General features: G+C 67.2%; 18 protein-coding genes. All 18 read right to left on the reverse strand.

The window, feature by feature from the left end:
- Positions 1 to 11 precede the first annotated feature (11 nt).
- The 18 genes from ACQ5SA_RS09735 to xpsH all read right to left on the reverse strand — a co-directional run bounded on the left by ACQ5SA_RS09735 (position 12) and on the right by xpsH (position 23110).
- Complete coding sequence (locus ACQ5SA_RS09735; protein WP_353100316.1) at positions 12 to 1592, reverse strand: MBOAT family O-acyltransferase; 1581 nt, start codon at positions 1590 to 1592, stop codon at positions 12 to 14.
- Between the two features lie 13 nt (positions 1593 to 1605).
- Positions 1606 to 2730, reverse strand: coding sequence for an alginate O-acetyltransferase AlgX-related protein (locus ACQ5SA_RS09740; RefSeq protein ID WP_353100314.1), 1125 nt, complete (start codon positions 2728 to 2730; stop codon positions 1606 to 1608).
- Between the two features lie 4 nt (positions 2731 to 2734).
- On the reverse strand, positions 2735 to 3763 hold the full coding sequence (locus ACQ5SA_RS09745; RefSeq protein ID WP_230112707.1) for an alginate O-acetyltransferase AlgX-related protein: 1029 nt from the start codon (positions 3761 to 3763) through the stop codon (positions 2735 to 2737).
- A gap of 21 nt (positions 3764 to 3784) precedes the next feature.
- Positions 3785 to 6604, reverse strand: coding sequence for an NfrA family protein (locus tag ACQ5SA_RS09750; RefSeq protein WP_499314101.1), 2820 nt, complete (start codon positions 6602 to 6604; stop codon positions 3785 to 3787).
- Positions 6601 to 8748, reverse strand: a complete 2148-nt coding sequence (locus ACQ5SA_RS09755; RefSeq protein ID WP_499314102.1) for a glycosyl transferase family protein — start codon at positions 8746 to 8748, stop codon at positions 6601 to 6603. Before ACQ5SA_RS09755 ends, ACQ5SA_RS09750 begins: the two co-directional genes overlap by 4 nt.
- A gap of 6 nt (positions 8749 to 8754) precedes the next feature.
- On the reverse strand, positions 8755 to 10956 hold the full coding sequence (locus ACQ5SA_RS09760) for a hypothetical protein (protein ID WP_353100310.1): 2202 nt from the start codon (positions 10954 to 10956) through the stop codon (positions 8755 to 8757).
- Entirely contained in the window at positions 10953 to 12137 is a 1185-nt protein-coding gene (gene wecB / locus ACQ5SA_RS09765) for a non-hydrolyzing UDP-N-acetylglucosamine 2-epimerase (RefSeq protein WP_230112703.1), read from the reverse strand. Before wecB ends, ACQ5SA_RS09760 begins: the two co-directional genes overlap by 4 nt.
- 147 nt (positions 12138 to 12284) lie before the next feature.
- Positions 12285 to 13469 carry a nicotinate phosphoribosyltransferase gene (gene pncB, locus ACQ5SA_RS09770; protein ID WP_353100308.1) on the reverse strand — a complete coding sequence of 395 codons (1185 nt, stop codon included), beginning with the start codon at positions 13467 to 13469 and terminating at the stop codon, positions 12285 to 12287.
- 120 nt (positions 13470 to 13589) lie between these two features.
- Complete coding sequence (locus ACQ5SA_RS09775; protein WP_499314103.1) at positions 13590 to 14429, reverse strand: glycosyltransferase family 2 protein; 840 nt, start codon at positions 14427 to 14429, stop codon at positions 13590 to 13592.
- Positions 14426 to 15280 (reverse strand): glycosyltransferase family 2 protein, encoded by an 855-nt coding sequence (locus tag ACQ5SA_RS09780; RefSeq protein ID WP_499314104.1) that lies wholly within the window; start codon positions 15278 to 15280, stop codon positions 14426 to 14428. The genes ACQ5SA_RS09775 and ACQ5SA_RS09780 overlap by 4 nt, the downstream gene beginning before the upstream one ends.
- Before the next feature lie 572 nt (positions 15281 to 15852).
- Positions 15853 to 18063, reverse strand: a complete 2211-nt coding sequence (gene gspD / locus ACQ5SA_RS09785; protein WP_230113024.1) for a type II secretion system secretin GspD — start codon at positions 18061 to 18063, stop codon at positions 15853 to 15855.
- Positions 18064 to 18072: 9 nt separating this feature from the next.
- Entirely contained in the window at positions 18073 to 18861 is a 789-nt protein-coding gene (locus ACQ5SA_RS09790; protein ID WP_353101819.1) for a type II secretion system protein, XpsN-like, read from the reverse strand.
- Positions 18851 to 19570: a type II secretion system protein GspM gene (gspM, locus tag ACQ5SA_RS09795; RefSeq protein WP_434557046.1), complete on the reverse strand. Its 720-nt coding sequence runs from the start codon at positions 19568 to 19570 to the stop codon at positions 18851 to 18853. Before gspM ends, ACQ5SA_RS09790 begins: the two co-directional genes overlap by 11 nt.
- Positions 19545 to 20714: a PilN domain-containing protein gene (locus tag ACQ5SA_RS09800; protein WP_353101821.1), complete on the reverse strand. Its 1170-nt coding sequence runs from the start codon at positions 20712 to 20714 to the stop codon at positions 19545 to 19547. The genes gspM and ACQ5SA_RS09800 overlap by 26 nt, the downstream gene beginning before the upstream one ends.
- Positions 20711 to 21574 carry a type II secretion system minor pseudopilin gene (locus ACQ5SA_RS09805; RefSeq protein WP_353101823.1) on the reverse strand — a complete coding sequence of 288 codons (864 nt, stop codon included), beginning with the start codon at positions 21572 to 21574 and terminating at the stop codon, positions 20711 to 20713. The genes ACQ5SA_RS09800 and ACQ5SA_RS09805 overlap by 4 nt, the downstream gene beginning before the upstream one ends.
- Positions 21571 to 22203, reverse strand: coding sequence for a type II secretion system protein J (locus ACQ5SA_RS09810; protein WP_499314105.1), 633 nt, complete (start codon positions 22201 to 22203; stop codon positions 21571 to 21573). The genes ACQ5SA_RS09805 and ACQ5SA_RS09810 overlap by 4 nt, the downstream gene beginning before the upstream one ends.
- The gene (gene xpsI, locus ACQ5SA_RS09815) at positions 22200 to 22619 is read right to left on the reverse strand and encodes a type II secretion system protein XpsI (protein ID WP_353101826.1); all 420 of its coding nucleotides are present in this window, start codon (positions 22617 to 22619) and stop codon (positions 22200 to 22202) included. The genes ACQ5SA_RS09810 and xpsI overlap by 4 nt, the downstream gene beginning before the upstream one ends.
- Positions 22616 to 23110 carry a type II secretion system protein XpsH gene (gene xpsH, locus ACQ5SA_RS09820; protein ID WP_025876706.1) on the reverse strand — a complete coding sequence of 165 codons (495 nt, stop codon included), beginning with the start codon at positions 23108 to 23110 and terminating at the stop codon, positions 22616 to 22618. The genes xpsI and xpsH overlap by 4 nt, the downstream gene beginning before the upstream one ends.
- Between the last annotated feature and the right edge of the window lie 4 nt (positions 23111 to 23114).

Consider the following 23114-nt stretch of genomic DNA (forward strand, 5'->3'; position numbering starts at 1 on the left):
AATCCACCTTGTCAGAACTGGAAGTAAAGGAAACGGGTTTCTTTGTGCAGGTTCAGCAGGCACAGCGACAGCAGCACCAGCATCACCAGCAGCCAGGCCGCGTTGGGCTGCCAGCGCATCCATGCACGCGGTGCCGGGCTGGGTTTTGCCAGCGAGGGAGAATACACACCCATGATCTGGTGCGCGTTCGGTGCCAGCCAGACGATGGCCAGTGCCACCAGGATGTACAGCAGCTGCAGGTGATGACCCAGCAGCAGGCGCACGCCGTCGGCCAGGCCCATGCCTGCGACATGGCCAAGGTTCTCCATGCTTTCCCAGCCGCGCACGCCGAACATGCCCTGCACCAGCTGCCATGCATCGTGCACGCCATCGGCCCGGAAGAAGGCCTGCGCGACCAGAACCGCACCGAAGGTCAGCAGCAGGTAGCCGGCGTGCTGGAACGGATTGAGCTTGCGCATCGCGGCCGGCTTGCGACCGCCGACAAAGACCCGCCACGCGTGGTTGATGACCAGGTAGGTGGCATGCAGCAGGCCGAAGATCAGGAACTGCATGCCGGCGCCATGCCAGATGCCGGCCAGGCCCATCGCCCACACCGTGGGCAGCACGATCATCGAGAAGAAGCCGCCAGCCGATGCCACGGCGGTGGGGCCGGTGGCACGCCCGTGGCGGGTACGCCAGCGGGTCACGGCCATCGCGACCGGGTAGTACAGGTAGGCGGTGATGTAACGGGTGAGCGTCATGTGCCAGCGCGCCCAGAAGTCGATGATGCTGGTGGCCTTGTACGGCGAATTGAAGTTCAGCGGGAAGCGGATGCCGAACATGCGGGCCAGGCCCAGCGCCATGTCCGAATAGCCGGAGAAATCGAAGTACAGCTGCAACGCATAGCTGAGCGCGGTGGCCCACGCGCCCCAGAACTGCACATCGCCGGTGGAGGCGAAGCCGGCATCGGCATACGGCGCGATGCTGTCGGCGATCAGTACCTTCTTGGCCAGGCCGATGACGAACAGCATGCCGCCGATGGACAGGTTCTCGGCCTGGAAGCGATAGGTCTCGCGCTTGCTGAACTGCGGCATCATCTCCTTGTGGTGCAGGATCGGGCCGGCAATCAGGTGCGGGAAGAAGGTCACGAACAGGACATAGCTGAGCGGGCTGCGGTCGTTGACCACGCCCGCGCGGCAGTCCAGCAGGTAGCCGATCTGGGTGAAGGTGAAGAAGGAAATGCCCAGCGGCAGAATCAGCGTGTCCATCGGGCCGACGTTGAAGCCGATGTCGTGGACGAAGTTCACCATCGCCGCGAAGTACTTGTAATGCACCAGCAGCAGGATGTCGGCAGCCACGCCCAGCGCGGTGGCCAGCAACTGCAACCGGGGGCGTTTGGCCAGCGACAGGATGACCAGACTGACCAGATAGTTGAAGACGATCGAGCCGGCCAGCAGGATCACGAACTGCGGATTCCACCAGCCGTAGAACACGATCGAGGCCACGCACAGCCACAGCGCGGCCAGCCGGGGCTGCAGCGCGCCCAGCAGGTAGTGCACGCCCAGCGCGATCGGCAGGAATATCAGCAGGAACAGGAAGGAGTTGAACAGCATGGTCGGTCGGCGCTCAGTCGATACCGGCCAATGCCTTCTGCTCGCCTTCGGTCAGCGGCAGGGACAGGGCCATTTCGGAAAATTCCCAGATAACCAGTTTCACGGTGGGCGGCCACGTCGACTGCTGCGGCAGTGCCGCCAGCAGTGCGCCGGAAAACTGGCCGCCGTCCATGCTCTGGTTCCACACTTCGCGCCCCAGGCCATGGCCCAGGCGTTCGGCAAACAGGCTGCGACGGCCGTTGGAGCTGCCCAGCAACAGCACCTCCACCGGCGGGGTGTCGTCCAGCAGGCCACCACTGCGCAGCGGCGCGATGACCTGCTCCGGCTCCAGGTCCAACGGCGGCCGCCATGACGGGGGTGCGTGTTCCAGGCCCGCCAGCACGATCAGGTCGCCCATGCGCGGCTTCGGTGTACCCAGTGGGCCAACCTCGAAGGCCTGGCCGCCCTGCCCGCCCAGCAGCGGCAATGCCACCGCGTTCACGGCATCGGCCGCGCGCTGCGCGCCAATGCGGTTCATATGCACGTCGGTGCGGAAGAACACCGGCGCGTCCTGCCCGGCCAGCACCGGCAGCAGGTCCACGCTGGCCACGTTGGCAGCGGCCAAGGCCTGCTGCCACTGCCCGTAGCGCGCACGCATCGGTTCGGAATAGCGCAGGCCACAGGTGTGCACCTGTTCGATGCGCGACTTGTCCGGCACCACCACCACCAGCAGCTTCGCGCCGGTGGCCTGCAGCTGCTGCGACCAGTGCTGCATCAGCCGGATGCGGTCCTGGAAGACCTGTGCGCCGGCACCCGGCTGCGGACGCAGGCCATCGCGGTAGAACAGCCAGTCCGGACAGCCCAGCGCCACCTGCTCGCCAAGATCGCCCAGCAGGCGGTAGCGCACGGCGGCGCCCAGCAGGTCGCCCTGGGCTTGGATCGGCAGCCGCAGCGCCTGGTTGATCGCCTGCCCGGCTTCGCCATCTGCCCAGCGCGAGGGCAGCAGTTTCTCGGCCGGCAGCTTGGCATTGGCCAGCATCCAGGCACCAGCGCAGACGCCGATCAACAGCAGTGCCGATACCACCACGGCGGTCAGCCGATGGGCACGTGGCGGGGCAGCAGGTGGCAGGGGCGCGGGCGCCCCGGGACGGGCATTCATCGGATCACTGCCCCAGCGCCTTGTGCAGGCGTGCCTTCCATTGTTCGGGGGTCATGATCGAGGCGTTGTCCCACTGGCCACGGGCATCGGGTCCCTGCGGGTAGGACGGCTCGAACATCTGCCAGACCAGCACCTGCGGCTTGTTCTGCTTGAACTCGTTGGACTCCAGGTACTCCAGCAGCATGACCCAATGGCCGACGTTGCCCGGCTTCCAGTTCACCGACACCGGGCGATCCAAGGCATTGGACAGCTTCTGCGGGAAGCCGAAGTAAGGCTGCACCATGCTGTGGCCGGTGACGTGCACCGGTGCCGGAGCATCATCCAGCAGCGACTGCTGCTCGGCCTGGCGACGCACGGTGAAGGTGTCGCGGCCGATCGCCTTGCGCTGTTCATCGGTGAGGAACAGCTCGGCCAGGTCGCCGAAACGACGCTCCTTGATCTCGCTGCCCAGGGCCATGCCGCTGCCGGCCTGACCGGCCAGGGTCGGCACCTGCTCCTTCACCTTCGCTGCCACCGCAACCGCCACCGCATCGGCGGCCGGCTGGGTCCAGTGCTGGTCGCTGCGGTAGAACACTTCCTGGCCCCCCTGCTTGACCTGACGCAGCACCTGCAGTGCATCAATGGCCGGCACCTTCGCCTTGGTCAGGCCATCCAGTTCCAGCGCATAGCGTCCGCGCACGGCATCGCCCAGGCGCTTGCCATCGGGCAGCTTGTCGTCATAGAAGAGCGCCTTGTCCGGCAGCACCAGCACCTGCAGCTTGACCCCGGCAGCGGCCAGCGCGCGCTCGGCTTCGGCGATCAGGGCGGTGTTGCGGGTCACCGCGGCGGTGTCCACTTCGGTCAGGCTGCCCCAGGCGGGGAACAGCCAGCCGTCCTTGCCGGTCAGCACGATGGACGAATCCTGTGCGGCGGCGGCGATGGTGGTTGCAGGCGCCTGTGCCTGCACGGAATTGCCCAAGCCCAGCGCGCACAGTGCGGCCAGCAGGAGCATGCGCGGACGACGCGCGGTGGTGGAGAGCGGAACAGGCTTCATCTGCAGATCCTTCGTGCGGAGTCAGTAGTACAGGGTGGCAGTGGCGAACAGGCCCTTGGCCCGCTGGGTATCGCCTCCACCGATGGCGAAGCGGTAGGAGACCGACAGGTCCAGGTAGGAACGCGCCGCGTTGTAGTGGTCCTCGCGGAACCAGTAACGCAGGCCGACACCGGGACCGGCGCCGAGCGACCAGCTGCGCTGGGTGTCGGACAAGGCGAACGACTGCGGCCCGATGCCGGGATAGTCGATGCCGCGCACGCGCGAGCGCTGGTCCTGCCAGTCGGCCCCCACCACCAGGTACGGGGTCAGCAGCCAGCGGGTCTGGTCGACACCGAAACGATAGTTGCGACCGGCGCGCAGCTCCGCCGCGGCGAAGGCCTGCTGACGGCGCAGGCGCCCGTCGGATTCACTCACCCGCTGCGACGGGTTGCCGCTGGCATCGAGCGCATCCACGGTGAAGTGCGCGCGGTTGTCGTCCCAGCTCAGGCCGGCCTGGGCGTAGCCGCTGATCGTCCACCACTGGGTGACATCGGTACGTATGCCGGTGCCGTTGTAGAAACCGTAGGTGGCATAGGTCATCCAGCCACCGGCGCTGTCGTTCAAACGATAGCGGGCCAACAGGTTCGCCTGCAGCGGCCGCTCGGATTCGATCTGGATCTGGCAGCGCACCGCCGCGGAGTCTGCATAGATGCCACCGCGACGGGTAGCGCTGCCCAGGAACTGGCGGCGCTCCAGGCCAACGCTGAGACCGGTCTGGCCGAACGCATAGCGCACGCCGAACGAGCCGATAGTGGACGGCCAACCGGCGATCGAACGCGAACGGCTGAGGCGTTCGGCGCGCTCGCGGCTGTCCGGCGTCGCCACCCCGGTACAGGGATCGGTGAACAGCAGCGATTCGAACGTGCCGCCTTCGTCGTACAGCGTGTTGGCGATGCGTGCATAGGCTTCCAGCGTGCCGTGCTGGTTGTTGGTCGCCTGCGGCCGCCAGAAGGCTTCCAGCGTGCTGAACACCGACGCGCCGGGCGTGCTGATCGACGCACCGCCCAGGTTGGTCGCGGCCTGGCGCGAACCACGATAACCGGCCGAGGCGGTCACACCCCATTCGCGTGAGTAGTTGGCAATGGCGCTGCGCGTGTTGAAGCGCTGCGCTTTGTCCAGCGGCAGCTGACCCGCATCGGCGCTGTCGATCGCACCGCGCAGCAGGGTCACTGCCTGCCGGTTGTCACCGGTGGCGGCGCTGGCGAAGGCCTGGTCCATCACCACGGTCTTGGGTGCCTTGCCGGTGGCTTCGGCGGCGCGGAAGTCGGCCAGTGCCAGTGCAGGCTCGCGCGCGGCCTGATTGAGGTAGCCGCGCTGCATCAGCAGCCCGGCGTCTTCCGGGTGCGCGGCCAGCGAGGTATCCAGGCGTTGCCGCGCCTCACCCTGCTGGCTGCGGTTGCCGGCGGCCAGCGCGGTGGTCAACAGGCCCTGCAGCGGCACGCTGTCCGGTGCTTCCTGCACGGCCTGGCGGGCATCGCTGATCGCCTGTTGGTAGTCCTGCCGACCATAGGCGGCATAGGCCCGCTGGGCGGGTCCACCCTCGCCCTGCAGGTCGGCCGGCATCAGCTCGCACTGGGTGCCGTACGGCGTATCACGGCATTGCTGGAACGGTGCCGGATAGGACTGCAGGGTCAGGGTCTGGCCGGCACGCGCACTGTGGATGCCCTTGCTGCGCAGGGCGATGGCCTCGCGGATGCCCTGCCGGTTCTTCTCTTCCTCGTCGGACAGGGTGTCGGCCAGCAGCGGTGCCAGCAGTGCCGTTGCGCGGGCACGGTCACCGGCGGCGATGGCCGCGTCCACCGCCAGCAGGCGCACGTTGCGCTGCTGCTGCCCATCCAGCCAATCCTGTTTCAGCGCGGCGTCGAAATCGGCGTTGGCCTGGCTGCTGTCGCCCTGCCGCTGGCGCAGGTAGGCGCGCATCACCAGCGCGACGGTATCGTCCGGATCGTTGTCCAGCGCCTGGTTGGCGGTGACTTCCGCCTCGGCCAGCTGCCCGTCGAGCAGCTGCGTGGTCATCAGCAGCAACCGGTGCGAGGCCACGTCGGGTGCGCGCGCCACCGCTTCGCGGGCGAAACCGACGGCGGCGGCGAAATCCAGGGCGATCAACGCCTGGTAACCCTCCTGCGCCGGTTTCACTGCGCGCTGGCGGCCCAGCGCCACGCGCTTGGCACGCAGGTCGGCCACGTTCGGCGCGCCCAGCTGCAACGCGGTGGCGGCGGCGGCGTCGGCCTGTTCCAGCTGTTGCTGGGCTTCCAGCGATGCCACCCACAGCATCGCCCAGGCCCCCTGCTGCGGCTGCTGGCGGAAGGCCTGCTCGGCCTTGCTGGCCGCCACGGCCATCTGGTCGTTGTTGTAGGCGGTATAGGCCTCGGTGGCCAGCGCGAATGACTGCTGGTAGGCACGCTCGGCCGGTGTCTGCCGGGCGGCGGGCACGGCGCGGGTGCCGCCACTGCCGGCCGCTCCTGCGGGTGTGGCGGTCGCCAACCCGACCAACGCCGGATCCTTCAGCCCCGCATCCAGCGCACGCCGCGCCTGCTGCCGTGCCTCATCACTACGACCAAGCTTCTGCAGCGAATAGATCTGCAACAAGCGCAGGCGCACTACGTCCGGGCGCAGCCGCGACGCTTCGCCGGCCTGTCGCAGGGCCGTGCTGTAGTCACCACGCTCGTACGCAGCGAAGGCCTGCTCGGCCATGCGGTAGGCGGGCCCGGATAGCGGCAACGGCGCGTCGGCCTGCGCGTATGCCGGCGCAGCAGCCGCCAGGGCGACAGCGATGACGGTGGACAGCAGCGAGGTCTTCATGCCGATACGACTCCGGGGGGCGGCGACTGCAGCATCGCCGCACGGCGGCGTTGTTCCTCCATGGCCTGGGCGATGGCGTCTTCGGTGGCGATGCCTTTCTTGACCAGGTAATCGCCGATGCGTCCATCACGCTGGGGCTTGTACTCATCCAGTGCGATCTCGAAACGCGCGTGGTCGATCAAGCGCATTTCCACCAGCAGGTCGCCCAGCAACGGCACGGTATCGATACGCCACAACTCGGCGCCACTGATCATGCGCAGGCCGGCGTTGATCTCGCTTTCGCGTGCAATGCTCTGCTCGACCTGGGCGTTGCCGGTTTCCTGCTTCAACAGGTCCAGCGCGGCCTCGGACAATGGATTGGCCACGGCCAGTCGCAGGGTGCCTTCCTGCAAGGGAGGCAACGGCAGCATGCGCCATTGCACGCAGGCGTCGACGCTGACCGGGAACCCGCCCTTGCCCAGATAATCGACATCGATCACCGCACGCGGCAGGTCGCCCTGGAAAGCGATCGCTTCGGCCAGGGTTTCATCATCCAGCCAGCCCTGTGACAGCAGGATGCGGCCAAGGGGCTGCTGGCGCCCGCCTTGCTGTTGCTGCAGCGCCTGTTCCAGGCGCTCGGGCTCGACCGCCTGCCAGGTGGTCAGCAGTTCGCCCAGGCGCTTGCGTGTCTGCACCAGTGCTGCGGCATCGGGGAAATCATGCATGGTCTTGTCCCAGACCATGCGCTTGCCGAAGAACAGATAGGCCAGGAACATCCGCCACGCGCGTGCGGTGGCCATGAAGTTGACCATGTTGCCGACCACCATGCGCGGGATCGACATCAACGCGTGTTCCCAGCCATACAGCCGGTTGACGAAGTAGAAGCGCTGCACCACGCGCGTGGCCAGGGCAGCGGTGGTCAGCAGCGCCACGTTCATCTGCCAGCTGCCCGACTGGAACACGCTGGGGTACTGCAGGTTCCACACACCGGTCATCTTCAGCAGCCAGAACAGCAGCAGCTGCAGGAAGATGAGGTAGGCGATGATGCTGACAAAGGAGGTGATGATGCCCTTGCGGTCACGCGCCAGCAGGTACTTGGTCGCCAGCGAGCCACGCCAGCCCAGCGTTTCCCAGCTCTGCAGGCCGATACCCAGCACCCAGCGCGCCTTCTGCCGGTAGGACGCACGGAAGTTGTCGGGGAAGTATTCGCGTACGCACAGCGCCATCTGCTGGGTGCGCTCGCGCACCGGCCCCCAGCCGAACCACGACGGCCGCCGCACCAGGAACTGCACCGGGAAGCGGGCGAAGATCGAGTGCATGCCCATCGTCGCCAACCGTGCGCCGACGTCATAGTCCTCGGTCAGGCTGTCGGTGTTGAACGGCTGGTTGTCGGTAGCCTCGCTCAACGCCAGCAGCGCACGTCGCGAGAAGCAGGTGCCGACACCGGCGGAGGGCACCATGCCGGACACGCTTTCGCGCACCACCAGGTCTTTGGCATGCCATTCGGCGAACTCGTCCATGTACACGCCCGCCACCAGTTCGTACCACTCGCGGTCGAGCGAGGTCACCGGCAGCTGGATCATGTCCTTGCGTGGCAGCAGGTAGTTGAAGAAGCGCAGTTCCATCGGGTGCAGCACGTCTTCACTGTCGTGCAGGATGACGCCGGCGAATTCGATGTCGTGGCGCTTCTCGTAGTCGAAGATCGACAGGATCAGCCAGTTCAGGCAATCGGCCTTGCTGGTCGGGCCATCATGCGGCACCTCCACGCGGCGCAGGCGCTTGTAGCGCCGGCGCATGCGCTCGACTTCGTCAATGGTCGCCTGGTCGTTGGGATAGGTACCGACGAACACCACGTACTCGCGGTAGTCGAGCACGTTGATCATGTTCTCGACCATCTGCGCGATGACGTCGTATTCCATCCACGCCGGCACCATGATCGCCAGCGGCTGTTCCGGCCGCTGCAGCAGATCCTGCTGGGTCAGTGGCTTGTACTCACGGCGCTTCTTGACCGTCAGCGTGCGCCAGCTTTCACGCACCCAGTACCAGACGTCGATGAACAGGTCATCGAGGCTGGAAATCAGGATCAGCACGGCCACTGCCGCTGCCACTGTTTCCAGGGCAGCGTAGTAATTGGCCAGCTGGATGTTCCAGAACAGACCGTCCACGGTCGATCAGTGCCCGGTGCTGGCAGACTTGCGGCGGCGACGGATCTGGGTGATGCGGGCGGCCGCCAGGGCGAACACCACGATGCCCACCAGCAACAGCAGCCATACCATGTGCTGTTCCCATTTCGACTGCGGATTGCCCTCTTGGGCGATACGCGAACCGTAGGGATCCTGGCTGTCGAAATCGCGGACGACGTTACTGCCGTCGATCACGGCGAGGTCGCCACGCAGCAGGCGGAACGGTGTGTCGAGCGTCGGACCCCGGGTGCCCAGATCGCTGTACAGCACACCGGTCTGGCCACCGGCAGTGGCCACCTGCACGGCAGCGGCGTGTTCCAACCCGGTCAGGTCCAGCAGCGGCTGCGGCTTGCCGGCAATCAGCAGCTGGCCATTCTTCAGGCCCGCCAGCGAGACACCGGACGGTGCCAGCGCGAAGGCCAGGTAAGGCTTGGTTGGGCTGATCGCCGTGCCCGCATCCACTACCTTGAAGCTGGCTGCTTCCGGCGATGCGCCCACGGCGCTGGCGATGGCGATGACCTTGGCCAACGAGGTCGGCGCATCCTGCAGCCAGGTACCTGGCACGAACACTTCATTGGCATGCGCCAACTGGCTGGCCGCACCGATGAAGTCTGCGCCGAGCGTGCGCTTGGCCAGTTTCAGGTGGCTGCTGGGCAGGATCGACACCGGGAACGCGGTGGCTGGATCGTGGCAGTAAGGCCGCGCCGGCTGCCGCAGGAAGCTGACCCGCACTTCATTGCGGGCCGACAACGCGTAGGTGGGCACCTTGGCAACCAACCGCTGCGGCTTGCCATCGGTGGAAAGCACCTTGGCCCCGAGCAGGTAGTCGTTGAAGTAGATCGTCGCAACCGCGCCCTGCCCGGCCGCGTTGGGTGCAGCCGATACATCCAGCACCACTTCTTCCGGCAACCGGCCATCGGCTGACAGCGCGCCCAGTTCGAAGGTCGCGCTGCGGTCGCCACGGGTGACGATGTCCTGCGTACCGGCGATGTTGCCCAGCCGGCTCAGCAGCACGCGATCCCCTTCCATCGCCGGTGCGGTCGCCTGCGCGACCTGCAGCGAACGCCCCAGCGCATAGTTGCGCCACTGTTCGGACAGCAGCCCTGCCACCTTGCCGCCTGCTGCGGGGTCTACCACCAGGGTCGGGCGTCCGGCAACGGTGGTCACGCTCACCGAGGCATTGGCCACCGGCTTTTCCAATGCCGCCATGTCGGCGGCGCGCCAGGTGCTGAAGGCGCTGGCGGCATCCGCGCCGCTGGCACCGACCTGCACGGCCAGCGCATCCAGTGCCGCACGTACGCCATTGCGTAGCGCATCGCTGCCGATCATCACATCGGCTGCAAGTGGGCCGCTGTCACGCAGCGACAGCAGCGCGCCGACTTCGGCCAGATCCTTGATCGCGTGCGCGCGCTCACCGGCGGCCAGCGCCGCATAGGCAGGCACGCCCTGCAGACTGGCGGGAATGATGATGCCGGTCAGGTCGACGCTGTCGCCGACCTTGGGCAGCGCGACCACGTCAACCTGTTTGCCACCGGTCTGCAGTGCGGCACCGATGCGCCAGGCCGCGTCGTAGGTCGATGCCTGAAGCGCCTTGCCCTCCACCAGCAGGCGCACACGCGGAGGCAGTGCGCCCCAGGCCTTGGCCACGGTGTCCACCGCACGCCCATCGAAGCGATAGCTGAAGCGCGAATCCGGCGACAGCCGCAACACGTTGGCCGGCGCGCTCTGATCCGCGCAGCGGTAATCGGAAACGATCGACCACCAGCCCACGCCGACACGGACGAACCCGTTCTCGCGGGGCTCGCCATCAATGGCCAGCAGCTGGCTGGCATCGCCCTGCGCGTCGGTGATCGAGCGCGCGGCGATCGGATCGCCATCGACCGACCACAGCCCGGACGTGCGCCCGGTATGGCCGCGCACATAGCGGCCATCCAGCTGCAGCTGCGCATCGCGCGTCGCCACGCCTACAGGTACGGGCAGGTAGACCTCGCGCTGGCTCTCCTGCCCGCTGAGCACGAGCGGCTGGCGGAAGCCGAGCTGACGCAGCGTCATCTGCCGGCTCACCGTGCTGTCCCCGGTCCATTCGATGAACTGGCCGGCAGCGCTGTCTGCAGCGCCAGCGGCAGCGGAGCTCGCCAAGGCCAGTACGGAGGAAACAACGAGGAAGCTACGTCGGCCGGTCTGGGTCATGGCGTCACTTCTTGCAGAGGAGAGGGGGCAAGACCGGCACTACGGTGGCCGGTAGCGAATTCGGGCAGTGGATGCCCACGCAGGGCTGCGACGATGCGCGCACTGGCTCGACCATCGCCATAAGGACTGGCGTCGGGGTCGAAATGCGTCGGATGGGGTGGCTGTTCCAGCGCGGCGTTGACGGCATCGACGATCCGCTTCGGCGCGGTGCCGACCAGCTTCACCACCCCGGCATCAACCGCCTCCGGGCGCTCGGTGACATCGCGCATCACCAGCACCGGTTTGCCCAGCGCGGGTGCCTCTTCCTGCACGCCGCCGGAGTCGGTGAGGATCACGTCGGCGCGTTGCATCAGGCGCACGAAGCTCAGGTAATCCTGCGGCGGCACCAGGTGCACGTTGCCGAGATTTCCCAGCTGCGCGTTGACCGGCCCTTGAACGTTCGGGTTGAGGTGGACCGGGTATAGGATCTGCAGATCCGGTCGTTGCGCCAGCTCGGCCAATGCACGGCAGATGTTCTCGAACCCGTCGCCGAAGCTCTCGCGGCGATGGCCGGTGACCAGCAGCAGGCGACGCTCGGGATCAAGCATCTGGAAGGGTGCATCGGCGCGCGCGCGCAGCGCTGGATCGCGATCAAGCTGCTGCACGGTCTGCTGCAGGGCGTCGATGACGGTGTTGCCGGTCACCAGGATCCTGCCGCCCAGATGTTCACGTGCGAGGTTGGCGCGCGAGCTCGGTGTGGGCGCGAACAGGAAATCAGAGACGACATCGATGACACGACGATTCATCTCCTCCGGCCACGGCCGGGTGATGTCGCCAGTGCGCAGGCCCGCTTCGACGTGTCCAACCGGGATGCGGTGATGGAAGGCCGCCACTGCAGCCGTCATTGCCGTGGTGGTATCACCATGGACCAGCACGCGATCAGGCCGCACCTGCGCATACAACGCATCCAGGCGCTCGAACAGCTTGGCGCACAGGCCGTTGAGGGTCTGGTTGGGAACCATCACATCAAGATCATGATCGGCGGTGATCTCGAACAGCGACATCACCTGGTCCAGCATCGCCCGATGCTGACCTGTGGTGCAGACGATGGATTCGATATCCGGCGCCTCACCCAGCGCCTTTACCAGCGGCCCCATCTTGATTGCTTCAGGACGGGTACCGAAAACAGAAAGAACCTTCACCGCAGAACTCCCTCAAGACCTGCAAACATCCTGTACGCGGATCGTAAGCGATCCCGTGAAGTTCGGCCACGTAAATGTGATGCGCATCACAAAGATGCGTAGTAAGGTACCGGTCACAGGGTGACGCTGAGCGTCACAGTGTGACGTTCAGCTCCCCTCGGGCGGCAATTCGAACACCTGCCGCAGGTAGGACAGGTAGCCCGGGTCGTCGCACATGCTCTTGCCCGGCGAATCGCTGAGCTTGGCCACCGGCTGGCCATTGCAGCGGACCATCTTGATGACGATGTTCAGCGGGGTCGGCCCCAGATCGTTGGTCAGATGGGTACCCACGCCGAACGCCACCTGGCAGCGGCCACGGAAATAGTCGTACAGGCGCATCACCTTGGTGATGTCGAGCCCATCGCTGAACACCAGTACTTTGCTGCGCGCGTCGACGCGGCGCTGCTGGAAGTGGGCCAGCATGCGGTCGCCCCAGTCGAACGGGTCGCCGGAATCATGGCGCACGCCGTCGAAGAGCTTGCAGAAATACATGTCGAAGTCGCGCAGGAACGCATCCAGCCCGACCACGTCGGACAGCGCGATGCCGAGGTCGCCGCGGTACTCGCGCGCCCACGATTCCAGCGCCGCCACCTGCGAATCGCGCAGGCGCGGGCCCAGCGCCTGGAATGCCTGCAGGTATTCGTGGGCCATGGTGCCGTGCGGGGTCATGCCGTACAGGCGCGCGAAGTGCACGTTGCTGGTACCGACCAGTTGCGGGCCCAGCGCATCGCGCAGCAGCGGCAGCAGGCGCGCATGCCAGTCGCGCGAGTAGCGGCGGCGGCTGCCGTAGTCGGCGATGCGGCACTGTTCGAAGCCGGGGGTATCGCGCAGCAGCGCGGCCTTGGCCTGCAGGCGGCGTTCGCCTTCGGCGAAATCCGCCGTGGTGGTGTTGCGGAACCAGACTTCGTTGATGATCGCCAGCAGCGGCACTTCGAACAGGATGGTGTGCAGCCACGGGCCGGTGATGTCCAGTTCGATCTCACCGGGTACGGTCTTCGATGCGCGCAGCTGGATGTACTTGCGATCCAGATGGAACAGGCCGAGGAAGTCGGCGAAATCCGGCTTAACGAAGCGCAGGCCACGCATGTAGTCCAGCTCTTCCTGGCTGAAGCGCAGGCTGCACAGGTGATCGATCTCTTCATCGATCTGGTCGATGTAGCGGGCCAGCTCGATACCGGGGGTGCGGCATTTGAAACGGTATTGAACCTGCGCGCCGGGGTGCTGGTGCAGCACCGCCTGCATCATGGTGAACTTGTACAGGTCGGTGTCGAGCAGGGACTGGATGATAGGCATGGCGGGAATTATGCGCCTGTAGGGGTGAACCGGGGGCGCCGCCAGTAGAGCCACGCTCTCACCCACGGTGCGGCTCTGCAGTAGATCCACGCCATGCGTGGATGATTCGGCGGAAGCGCGTTACAGCGACCTGCGCAGCAACCTCGGCACCTGTACCAGTGCGTGAGCCCAGATCGCACCCCACACCGCCAACCGTACCGGCAGCGACCGATGCGACGCTTCGAACTTGCTGAAGTAGCGCCATAGCCCGCGATGCTTGTGCCATTCCACGAAGAACGGGCGCGAACGACTGGACACCCCACGCACGTGGGTCACCTTCAGGTCGTTGGCGATGGCGACCACGCCGCCAGCCTCGCGCACACGGCGGCACAGGTCCAGGTCTTCGGCATGCAGCCGGTAGCCGGCATCCCAGCCGCCGATGCGATCGAACAGGGCGCGCGGCATCAGCAGCAGCGCACCGGACAATGCCGGCACCTGCTGCAACGGCTGCGCCGGGTCGCGGGTAATGGCCAACCGCGCGCCGCGCCCGGGTGAGCGCAGCATGGCGAGGAAGTCCGGATCACGACGCCGCACCGCGTCATCGGCCTGCCCGTGTTCGTCCACCTGCTCCACGCCCAGCAGACTGTCGCCCACCGCAACAGCGCGGTCACGCAGTGCGGCGAGGGTATCGATCTCGACCATCAGGTCGGGATTGATGAAGGCCAGCCACGGGCTGCGTGAATCGGCAACGCCCTGGTTGTTGGCTGCGGCGAAACCGGGATTGTCCGGGTTGGCAATGAAACGCACACGCGGATCGTGGCTGGCGTGGCGCTGTATGACTTCCAGGGTGTCATCCAGCGAACCGTTGTCGATCACCCGGATCTCGGCCACGTCCTGCGCCTCGCGCAGTCGCGACAGGCAGGCATCGATGGTGCTGCCGCTCTGGTAGGTGACGACGATGGCGGCAATGGCGGCATTCAAACAGGCGGCTCCAGCGATGATGGCGAGACGAACAGGTCGCCCTGCCCGCGCGGCATTATCGCCTGCTGCAGGTTGCGCTGCAGATCCTGGCGCAGCGTGTGCAGCGGGTCGTGCATCAGGAAGTCAGCCAAGCGCGGCACCCAACCTGGCCAGCGCGCGGCCAGTGCCTCCAGATCGCCGTCGCGGCTGGGCGCTTCATTGGCACGGCCGACGAAGGCGTTTTCGCACAGCACATTGCGCCAGCCGAGACCGGCCATGCGCAGGCTCAGATCGACCAGCGCCGCGTTCCAGCCGAGGTAGCTTTCGGCATCCAGGCCACCGGCGCGGCGCCGTGCATTGGCGCGCACCAGTACCGCGTGGGTGACTGCCGAAGGGAGTTCGGGGTGCAGGGTCGGCAGTGCGGCGCAGGCGTGGGACAACAGCGCCGGGTCGCCCGGTTCGGGGTTGAGCTCACCCAACCGCGGCCACGCAGCGGTTTCGCCGACGTTGCACCACGGCGTGGCCGTGGCGATGGCGGCATCACTGTCGAAGGTGGCCTGCAACTGCTGCAGCCAGCCCGGTGCAGGCACGCTGTCCGGGGCCAGCACCGCGACGTCCAGTCCATCGCAGGCACGCAGCATTTCGTCCAGATGTGCGACCTCGCCGAGGGGTCTGGCGCGACGGGTGTATTCGGCCTGCAGCGGGGTATGCGCCAGCCAGTGTTCGACCACCGCCTGTGCACGCGGCCCGGCCTGCGCGTCATCGCCCAGCCAGATCGATGTACCTGCTGCGGTACCGGCATCGAGCGCGGCCAGGCAGCGGTCAAGCACCGCGTCGTCCACGCCCAGCGGCAACAACACGATCGCCCCCATCCCGCCTCCGTGGTTGTCGGTGGCCACAGCCTAGCACCGGGAGGGTATCGGCCGGGTTGCACCCGGCACCTGCAGAGGCTTCAAGCCAGGGCCGAAGCAACAGCAACAGCTGGGCTCCTGGGGGATGGCGGGGTGGGTCCGGTTGCGGGGGACGCTGCAAGTACGTCCATGTAAGCTCGGTCGCCGCATCCATGCGGCTCACGCCCCCGCAACCGGACCCACCCCGCCTTCGACAGTTTTCCGCGAACTGTCGGAACGACTCCTGGGGTCAGATCCGTTTTCCACAGGAAAACGGATCTGACCCCATTCCTGTATTTCGATATCTGAAAGATGTGTCGACCAAGGTCGACACCTACCAACAGCAGCAGGAAACTGTCGAAGGTGGGGCACTGTGGGTTTGCGGGGTGTGAGCCGCATGGATGCGGCGACCAAGCCTACATGGACGTATTCACGGCGTCCCCGCAAACCCACAGTGCCCCGCCCTCCCCCAGTAAACCCGCTGTTGCTGTTGCTGCTGCCATTGCTTCGGCTTCGGCTTCGGCGGGTGCCGGGCGCAGCCCGGCCGAACCCCCTTACTTCTTTGCGCGCGGCTGGTTCAGCGGCTCCATCGCGCGGAAGCGCTGGCTGTATTCGTCGGTCAGGGTGCGTGCTTCCTGGCCGTTGCGGACGATGGTCGGGGTCAGCAGCACGATCACTTCCGAACGACGGCTGGTGCGGCTCTTCTGGCCGAACAGCGCACCCAGCACCGGAATCCGGCTGAGGCCGGGAATGCCGCTGCTGCCATCCGTGGCCGAATCGGTGATCAGGCCGGCCAGCATGATGGTGTCCCCACTCTGCACCGCTGCCTCGGTGGCCAGCTTCTTGGTGGAGATGCGCGGATTGCAGTTGCGCTCCTGCGGATTGCAGTTCTCCGGTACGTCCGAGGCACTGCTGATCTCCTGCACGATATCCAGGAACACCGTTCCGTCGCGGGTTACGCGCGGGCGCACCTTGAGGATCACGCCGGTGTCGATGTACTGCACCGAGCTGTAGCTGCTGGTACCGATGCCGGTGTTGACCGTGGTGGTGTTGATCGGCACCTTGTCGCCGACGTTGAGCGTGGCTTCGGCGTTGTTGCGCACGAACACCGAGGGTGTCTGCAGCAGGCGCACGTCGGTGACCTTGTCCAGCGCACTGACCACGGCGGCGCCGTTGTGGCCGGTGAACGCCCAGTTGGCACCATCGGTCCCGGTCACCGCACCAGCGAAGGTGTTCCAGGAACCGCCGGCCATCGCCGGCAGTGACAACCCGGACAGCGCACCGGTCAGCGCGCGCCCTGCCACGGCGTTGTCGAAGTACCAGTTCACGCCGTACTTCAGGTCGCCGGTCAGCCCGACTTCGGCCACCTGCGCTTCGATATGTACCTGAAGCGGCATCACGTCCAGCTTTTCAATCACTTCGCGGATCGAACGCCAGGCCTGCGGCGTCGAACGCACCAGCAGCGTGTTGGTTTCCTCCACCGCCGACACGCCGACACGATCGCCCTCCACTTCCAGGCTGACGCTGACGTTGCCCGACTGGCGCTGCGGCAGGTTCAGGCTGCCGGCGCTGCTGCCACTACCGCTGCTGCCGCCGCCGACCTGGTTGTTGAAGCTGCTGCCGTTGTTGGCGTCCATGCCGCGCTCGCCATCGCTGCCCAGCTGCGACGGAATGGCGCCTGGTGCCAGTGATGCCGAGCCGCCGCCGCTACGGTTGCCGCTGCTGGCAAAGGCTTCGCTGAGGCGTTCAGCCAGGTCGCGGGCCTTGATGTAACGCAGTTCATGAGAGAACAGGCGCGCGCTGCCACCAGCGGTATCGATCCGATCCAGCCACTGCTGGATCTGGTCCAGGTAGCGCACCTGCGGGGTGATCACCAGCACGGCATTGGCGTTTTCCAGCGGCAGGAAACGGAACATGCCGGCGCTGGGCGTCTTGCTCTCTTCGCCGAATACCTTTTCCAGATCGGCGGCGACCTGCTCGGCCTTGCCGGACTGGATCGGGAACACGCCCACCGACATGCCCGAGAGCCAGTCGACGTCGAAGATTTCGACGGTATGCAGGTAGTTCTCGAGTTCGGCACGGGTGCCGCCCAGGGTAATCACGTTGCGGCCGCTGTCGACGTTGACGATGGCATTGGGCCGCGCATAGGGCTCCAGCACCTTCTTCATCTCGGTGGCGGAGATGAACTGCAGCGGCACCACGCGCACTTCGAAGCCGCGTGCGCTGGATGCCGGCGCGGTGCTCGGCGCCACGGTACCGGCCAGTGCCTGGTCGGCGGCGACGATGTTGTAGCGGCCACCGCTGTAGACCATGCGGGCATTGTTCCAGCCCAACACCATCTCCAGCAGGTTCAGTGCCTGTGCCGGCGATACCGGCTTGGGCGTGGCCAGGGTCACGGTGCCCTGCACCCCGGGCGCGATCACGTAGTTCTGGCCGAGCATGTCACCGAGGATGGCCTTGACCACCGCGTGCACCGACTCGCCCTCGAAGTTGAAGGTGGCTTCGCCGGAGCTGGCCGCATGCAACGCGGGCGACGGCTTGCGCGCGGCCTCGCGGTTGATCATGGTGCCGGTGCCACGGCGGATAACCGCCTGCGGCGTCCCCTGGGCTTGAGCGGCCGCTTCGGTCTGCGCATCGGTGGCGGCCTGACCGGCGCTTGCCGATGGCTGCAGGTTGCCGTTGCGTTGCACATGCGGGGCGGACACGGTGCTGCAGCCGACCAGCAGTGTCAGGGCAAGGGACCAGGGAAGAAAACGCAGATTCATGCATTCACTCTATCGGTTGGTGCCATCGCCCGGGGGCGGCGACGGTTGTTGCTGCTGTTGCTGCAGCTGACGGCGGCGGGCCTGGATGCGTTCGCGGATGGCCTGCATCTGCGCTTCGCTGGGACCGTTGGTGTTGGCAGGTGGCGCGGCGGCCGCGGCCGGTGCGGGCGACGCAGGCGCCACATTGCCATCGGTGGCGCGCGGGTTGGGCAGGGTCTGGCTGGGTGCCGGCTGTGGTGGCGGCGGTGGAACCACCGCGCCGGGTACAGGCGGCGCGCCATTGGCACCGCGCAGGGCCGTCGGCGCTTCACCGCCCTGGCCATTGAACACGGCCAGTTCCAGCACCTGGCTGCCACTGGAACCGATCACCGTGGCCTGGCGCGGTTCCAATGCAACCAGCTGCCAGCCATCGACTGCATCGCCGTTGAGGCGAAGGCGCAGCGACCTGCCCTGCTCGGTGGTGAAGGTGGCCATGCTGAAATCACCGGTCATCAGCACGCCGGTCAGGCGTAGTGCGGGACTGGCGGCGGCTTCGCTGCCCCCCAACAGATACGGGCGCGGCTTGCGGTCTTCGGCGAACAGGGGCCGTTCGCTGATCACGCTGTAGCTGTCTGCGCCGGCCATGCGTTCGGGCGCCAGCACAGGCAGTGCCGGCAGCGCGGCCTGGGCATCGCCCTCTGTGCTGACCGTGGGCAGCTGGCTGCCAAGCCCGAGGCCGGTAGCCAGCCAGATCGCAGCGGCCCATCCGGCCAGCGCCAGCAGCAGCCCGGTGCGCAGGTTGATCTGATCAAGCTTCATCGGCCACCTCCTGCGCATCGGCAGCAGGTTGCTCCGCCGGTGGCGGTACAGGTGCCGGCGGCGACACCACCGGCGCCGCTGCAGGCGGTGTGGCCACGGGCGCTGTGGAGGAATCGGCGGCAGCACCCGGCAGCAGGTAGCCGGCCAGCTCGAAGGACACATCCAGGCCGAGGCCGGATTCGTTCGGCGATTGCTGGAAGCGCTGCGCGATCAGGTTGAGGTTGTCCACGAACAGGCGCGGGCTGCCGGTCTCCAGGCTGTGCAGCACGGTGGCCAGTTCGGCCACGCCACAGCGCAGGCGCACCTGCATGGCCACGCGCACAAAGGCGGCATCGCGGCGGTTGTCGCTCAATGGTGTGCGGTTGCTGATGGTGCAGCTGCGGTTGCCCGGGCTGGCCATCGCCACCGCATCCTGCAGGCGTGCGCCAAGCGCAGCCGCAGCCGCCTCGGCGGTGGCTTCCTGCAGGAAACCCGGGCGCTGCTGCAGGGCGTCGCGGGTTGCGCGCAGCCGCTGTTCGATCTGCGGCTGCTGCTGCAGCTGTGCCTGCACGCGCTGCTGGCGTTCGCGCAGGGCAGCGGCATCGGTGTCGATCTCGCGCAGCGGCTGGGTGAACCACGGATGCACCAGCAGCAGATAGGCCAGGCCCAGCACTGCCAACAGCAGTGCCAATGCCAGCCAGCGGTCACGGCGTGCGGTTGGCATCGGCATGGGCCGCCTCCGGGGTTTCAGTCGGGGCGGCGGCAGGCGCAGGTGCCGCCGAGGGCAATGGCTGCAGCTCGGCGGTCAGGGTGAAGCGGTCGCGGCCACTGGCGGCACCATCAGCCTGCAGCACGCCGGTGAGGTTCACCTTGCGCCACTGCGGCGCGTCCTGCAGCAATGGAACCAGCTGCGATGCTTCGCTGCTGAGGCCGATCAGCTGCAGGCTGTTGTTCTCGATCGCCAGTTTTTCCAGGTAGGTGCCATCGGGCAGGCGTCGGGTCAGCTCATTCCACACTTCAACGGTACTGGCGCGCTGGTTGCGTTGTGTTTCCAGGAACGCCGCTCCATCCAGCAGCGCCTGCAGCTGGCTGCGTTCGCTGGCCACGCCACGCGCACTGCGGGCGCTGCGCTCAACCTCTTCGCGCAGTGCATCGACGGCGGCGCGGCGGTTGTCCAGCAACTGCATCGCCGCCAGCACCAGCATCACCAGCGCCGCTACGGCAAGCAGCAGGTTCCAGCGCCGCATCGGGTCCGGCCGCTGTTGACGCTGCGCAGGCGGCAGCAGGTTGATCTGCAGCGCGCGGCCCTGTGCATCGATCGCATCGACACCGGCCAACGCATCGGCCCAGTCGCCGATCTGCGCGCGCCAGTCATCGAGCTGACGCAGCGGCCAGGCCACCAGCTCCACCTGCAGCAGGCCTTCGCCGGCACTACCCAGTTCACGGATGTCATAGCTGACCTGGCTGGCTTCGAACGGTGTCTGCCGGTCGATCTCGTAGCCGACCACCGCACGCAGGCGGTCACCGGCTGCGGCGGGCAGACGCAGAGTGCGCCGCAGGACCTGCCCGGCGGGCAGCAGCCACACCCGCGGCAGGCTGCGCAGGCGCGGCTCAAGCACGCGGTCCAGGTCCGCCGGTTGCAGCGGCCACGGCAGACGGGCCACGGGCTCGAGGCCGTCACCGGTTTCGCGCCACACCTGCAGTTGCCCGTCTTCGCACTGCAGCAGCAGGCGGGTCTGCGACCAGCCCAGCGCCCATTGCCAGCGCATCGGCACCCAGGCCAGCAACGACTGCCGCCACCAGCGCAGGAAACGGCCGGCACCGGGGCCGATCTGGCCCTGCACCTGCCGCAGACTGTCCTGCCAAGCCGTCATCTTGCTGCCATTCCCTGCTCCCAGCGAAGCACTGTGTAGGTCCGGCCGGGCACCCCGCCCGATCCGTTGCGCACCACCGCCTGCAGCACCGACAGGCGTCCGCTGCCGTCAGTGGCGCGGGACTCGATACTATAGGTGCCACTGCCGCTGGCAAGCGCCGATGCACCCGCAGCGTTATCTCCGTCACGCTCCTGCTGGGCGCGTTGCGCCAGCAGTTGTTCCGCATCCAGGCCCATGGCGGTCAACACCGGGCCACTGGCAAAGCGCGGATCCGGGCGCGCCTGCCGGCTGTAGAGCGTCAGGTGCGGCAGCATCGCGGCATACAGTGGCCCGCGCATCCCCAGCACCCGCTGCAGTTCGCCCAGGGTTTCAAAGCGCTTGTTGCGCGGGCCATAGGGCAGGCCTGCGGCGGCGTACTCGGGTGCTTCGGCACCGCCACCGGGCTGCAGCAGACTGTCTTCGTCGCGCCAGTCGATGATTGCTCCGGCCAGCTGCCGCGCGGTTTCAGCGGGCTCGCCCAGTGCCTGCATGAATGCGGACAGCAGCGCCGCATCCGCCAGGTTGAGGTTGATCTTGCCGTTCTCGTCCAGCACCCGGATCTCGATGCGGGCATCGTCGAACTGCCAGCGATAGGTGCGGCCGTCGGCCTGCCACGGCGGACGTTGCGGGTCTGGCTGCAGCCGCAGCAGCGCGTATTCCAGGCCCGCGCGCGCCCGCTCCTGGCCGCGTGCATCGTCACCGAGCACCCGCTGCTGCAGGTGTTCGACCCGTGCGCTGAGCGCAAAGGCGCCGACCAGCGCGGTCATCAGCGCGATCAGCCACAGCACCAGGACCAGCGCGGCACCGCGTGGACGGCTCATCGCCCGCCTCCGCTGCCACCGGCGCGCAGTGCCACCACCAGCGGCGGCCACGGCGTGCCCCTGCTTGGCACGATCTGCACTTCCACCAGCAACGGCAGGCGCCGGGTGTCATCCCAACGGGGCAACCATTCGGTCATCTGCCCGTTGCTGGCGTCGACACCGCGATAGCGCAGCCGCACGTCCTTCAAGTCCTCGGCCAGCACCTCGGGCGGGCGCGGCGGATTCTCTTCAATGCGCTCGCCCTCCTGCAGCAGCACCAGCTCCAGCAGCAAGCGGCGGTGGCCGGTTGCGCCATCCACCTGCAGCGCATGCAGGTACGGGCCGCCGCGACCGAGATAGCCCGGCAGGTCGGCTACGAACTGCATGCCCTGATCGTCGCCCTGGAAGAACACCGGTTCACGGGTGGGATCGGGCACTTCCAGCGGGCTGCGCAGGGCACTGGCGAGCTGGCGCCGCAGCAGGGCCTGCACTGCGCGCATGCGTTCGCTCTGCGCGGCGATCTGCTCACCGCGCTGGCTGATCGCCATCGCCGAGCGCACGCTGGCGAACGCCAACGCCAGGCCGCCGGCCAGCAGCACGGTGGCCAGCATGACTTCGATCAGGGTGAAGCCCCGCGCACGGCGCCTCATCGCGCATTCTCCAGGGCAGGTGGCAACAGACGCAGGCTGCGCCAGCGCATCTGTTCACGCTCGCTGTCACCCCAGCGCACCTGCAGCTGCAGTTCCGCCAGCCAAGGTCCACCCGGCGCCTGCGCAGCGGGCAGCGCGCCGCTGCGCGGCTCGACCCAGGGCTGCACCTGCAATTGCCAGTGATAACGCCCCTGCTCCCACTCGCCCTGCTGGCTGCCGGCCTGCAGCGGCACTTCCACGCCGGCAGCAGCCAGCAATGATTGTGCGTGCAGCACCGCGCGCGTGCGCAGCTCGGCATCGCGCACCTGGCGCGCGCCACCGGACAGGCTGCCCAGCAACAGGGTCAACGCCAACCCAAGCAAGGCGAAGGCAATGATCACTTCAAGCAGGGTGAAGCCACGGGCGCGCGATCTCATTGCGCCCGCCATGGTCCGGAACGGACTTCACCGGTCAACCAGCCCACATCGATGCGCCACTCGGCGCTCTCCAGCTGCAGGCGGATACGGCCGCCGCTGGAGCCGCCGTCGGGATGGAATTCGATCACGCCCTGGCCAGGCGCGGTGGCCAGCTGCGCGGCACCTTCGAACTGCACCTTCAGCTTGGCCGGCACTTCACCGTGGCGCTGGCTGGCGCCCTGCCAGCGATGCTGCGCCGGTTCGATCACGAAGCGCTGTGGCTCGCCGCGGGCAATCGCCTGCGCGCGCACCATGCGCAGCTGGTTGGCGATGTCCTTGCCGGCACTGCGCAGCTGCATGCCGGCAAAGCCGCGCGACATGCCGGCGGCGGTGATCAGGCCGATGGCCGCGATCAACGCGATCACCAGCAGCATTTCCAGCAGCGACAGCCCCGCTGCGCGCCTGCCGTGCAGGCGCGGGCGTGACACCCGGCGCGGCAGGAAAAGCAGCATGCGT

This window comes from Stenotrophomonas indicatrix (assembly GCF_050573115.1).
Lineage (GTDB): Bacteria > Pseudomonadota > Gammaproteobacteria > Xanthomonadales > Xanthomonadaceae > Stenotrophomonas > Stenotrophomonas lactitubi_A.

Bases quoted from the DNA above. Each gene is read 5' to 3' on its own strand.
- ACQ5SA_RS09780 (WP_499314104.1), bottom strand. From the start codon at position 15,280: ATGGGGGCGATCGTGTTGTTGCCGCTGGGCGTGGACGACGCGGTGCTT.
- gspM (WP_434557046.1), bottom strand. From the start codon at position 19,570: ATGCCGATGCCAACCGCACGCCGTGACCGCTGGCTGGCATTGGCACTG.
- ACQ5SA_RS09735 (WP_353100316.1), bottom strand. From the start codon at position 1,592: ATGCTGTTCAACTCCTTCCTGTTCCTGCTGATATTCCTGCCGATCGCG.
- ACQ5SA_RS09745 (WP_230112707.1), bottom strand. From the start codon at position 3,763: ATGAAGCCTGTTCCGCTCTCCACCACCGCGCGTCGTCCGCGCATGCTC.
- xpsI (WP_353101826.1), bottom strand. From the start codon at position 22,619: ATGAGATCGCGCGCCCGTGGCTTCACCCTGCTTGAAGTGATCATTGCC.
- ACQ5SA_RS09760 (WP_353100310.1), bottom strand. From the start codon at position 10,956: ATGACCCAGACCGGCCGACGTAGCTTCCTCGTTGTTTCCTCCGTACTG.
- ACQ5SA_RS09810 (WP_499314105.1), bottom strand. From the start codon at position 22,203: ATGAGGCGCCGTGCGCGGGGCTTCACCCTGATCGAAGTCATGCTGGCC.
- ACQ5SA_RS09740 (WP_353100314.1), bottom strand. From the start codon at position 2,730: ATGAATGCCCGTCCCGGGGCGCCCGCGCCCCTGCCACCTGCTGCCCCG.
- ACQ5SA_RS09790 (WP_353101819.1), bottom strand. From the start codon at position 18,861: ATGAAGCTTGATCAGATCAACCTGCGCACCGGGCTGCTGCTGGCGCTG.
- ACQ5SA_RS09750 (WP_499314101.1), bottom strand. From the start codon at position 6,604: ATGAAGACCTCGCTGCTGTCCACCGTCATCGCTGTCGCCCTGGCGGCT.
- gspD (WP_230113024.1), bottom strand. From the start codon at position 18,063: ATGAATCTGCGTTTTCTTCCCTGGTCCCTTGCCCTGACACTGCTGGTC.
- pncB (WP_353100308.1), bottom strand. From the start codon at position 13,469: ATGCCTATCATCCAGTCCCTGCTCGACACCGACCTGTACAAGTTCACC.
- ACQ5SA_RS09800 (WP_353101821.1), bottom strand. From the start codon at position 20,714: ATGACGGCTTGGCAGGACAGTCTGCGGCAGGTGCAGGGCCAGATCGGC.
- ACQ5SA_RS09805 (WP_353101823.1), bottom strand. From the start codon at position 21,574: ATGAGCCGTCCACGCGGTGCCGCGCTGGTCCTGGTGCTGTGGCTGATC.
- xpsH (WP_025876706.1), bottom strand. From the start codon at position 23,110: ATGCTGCTTTTCCTGCCGCGCCGGGTGTCACGCCCGCGCCTGCACGGC.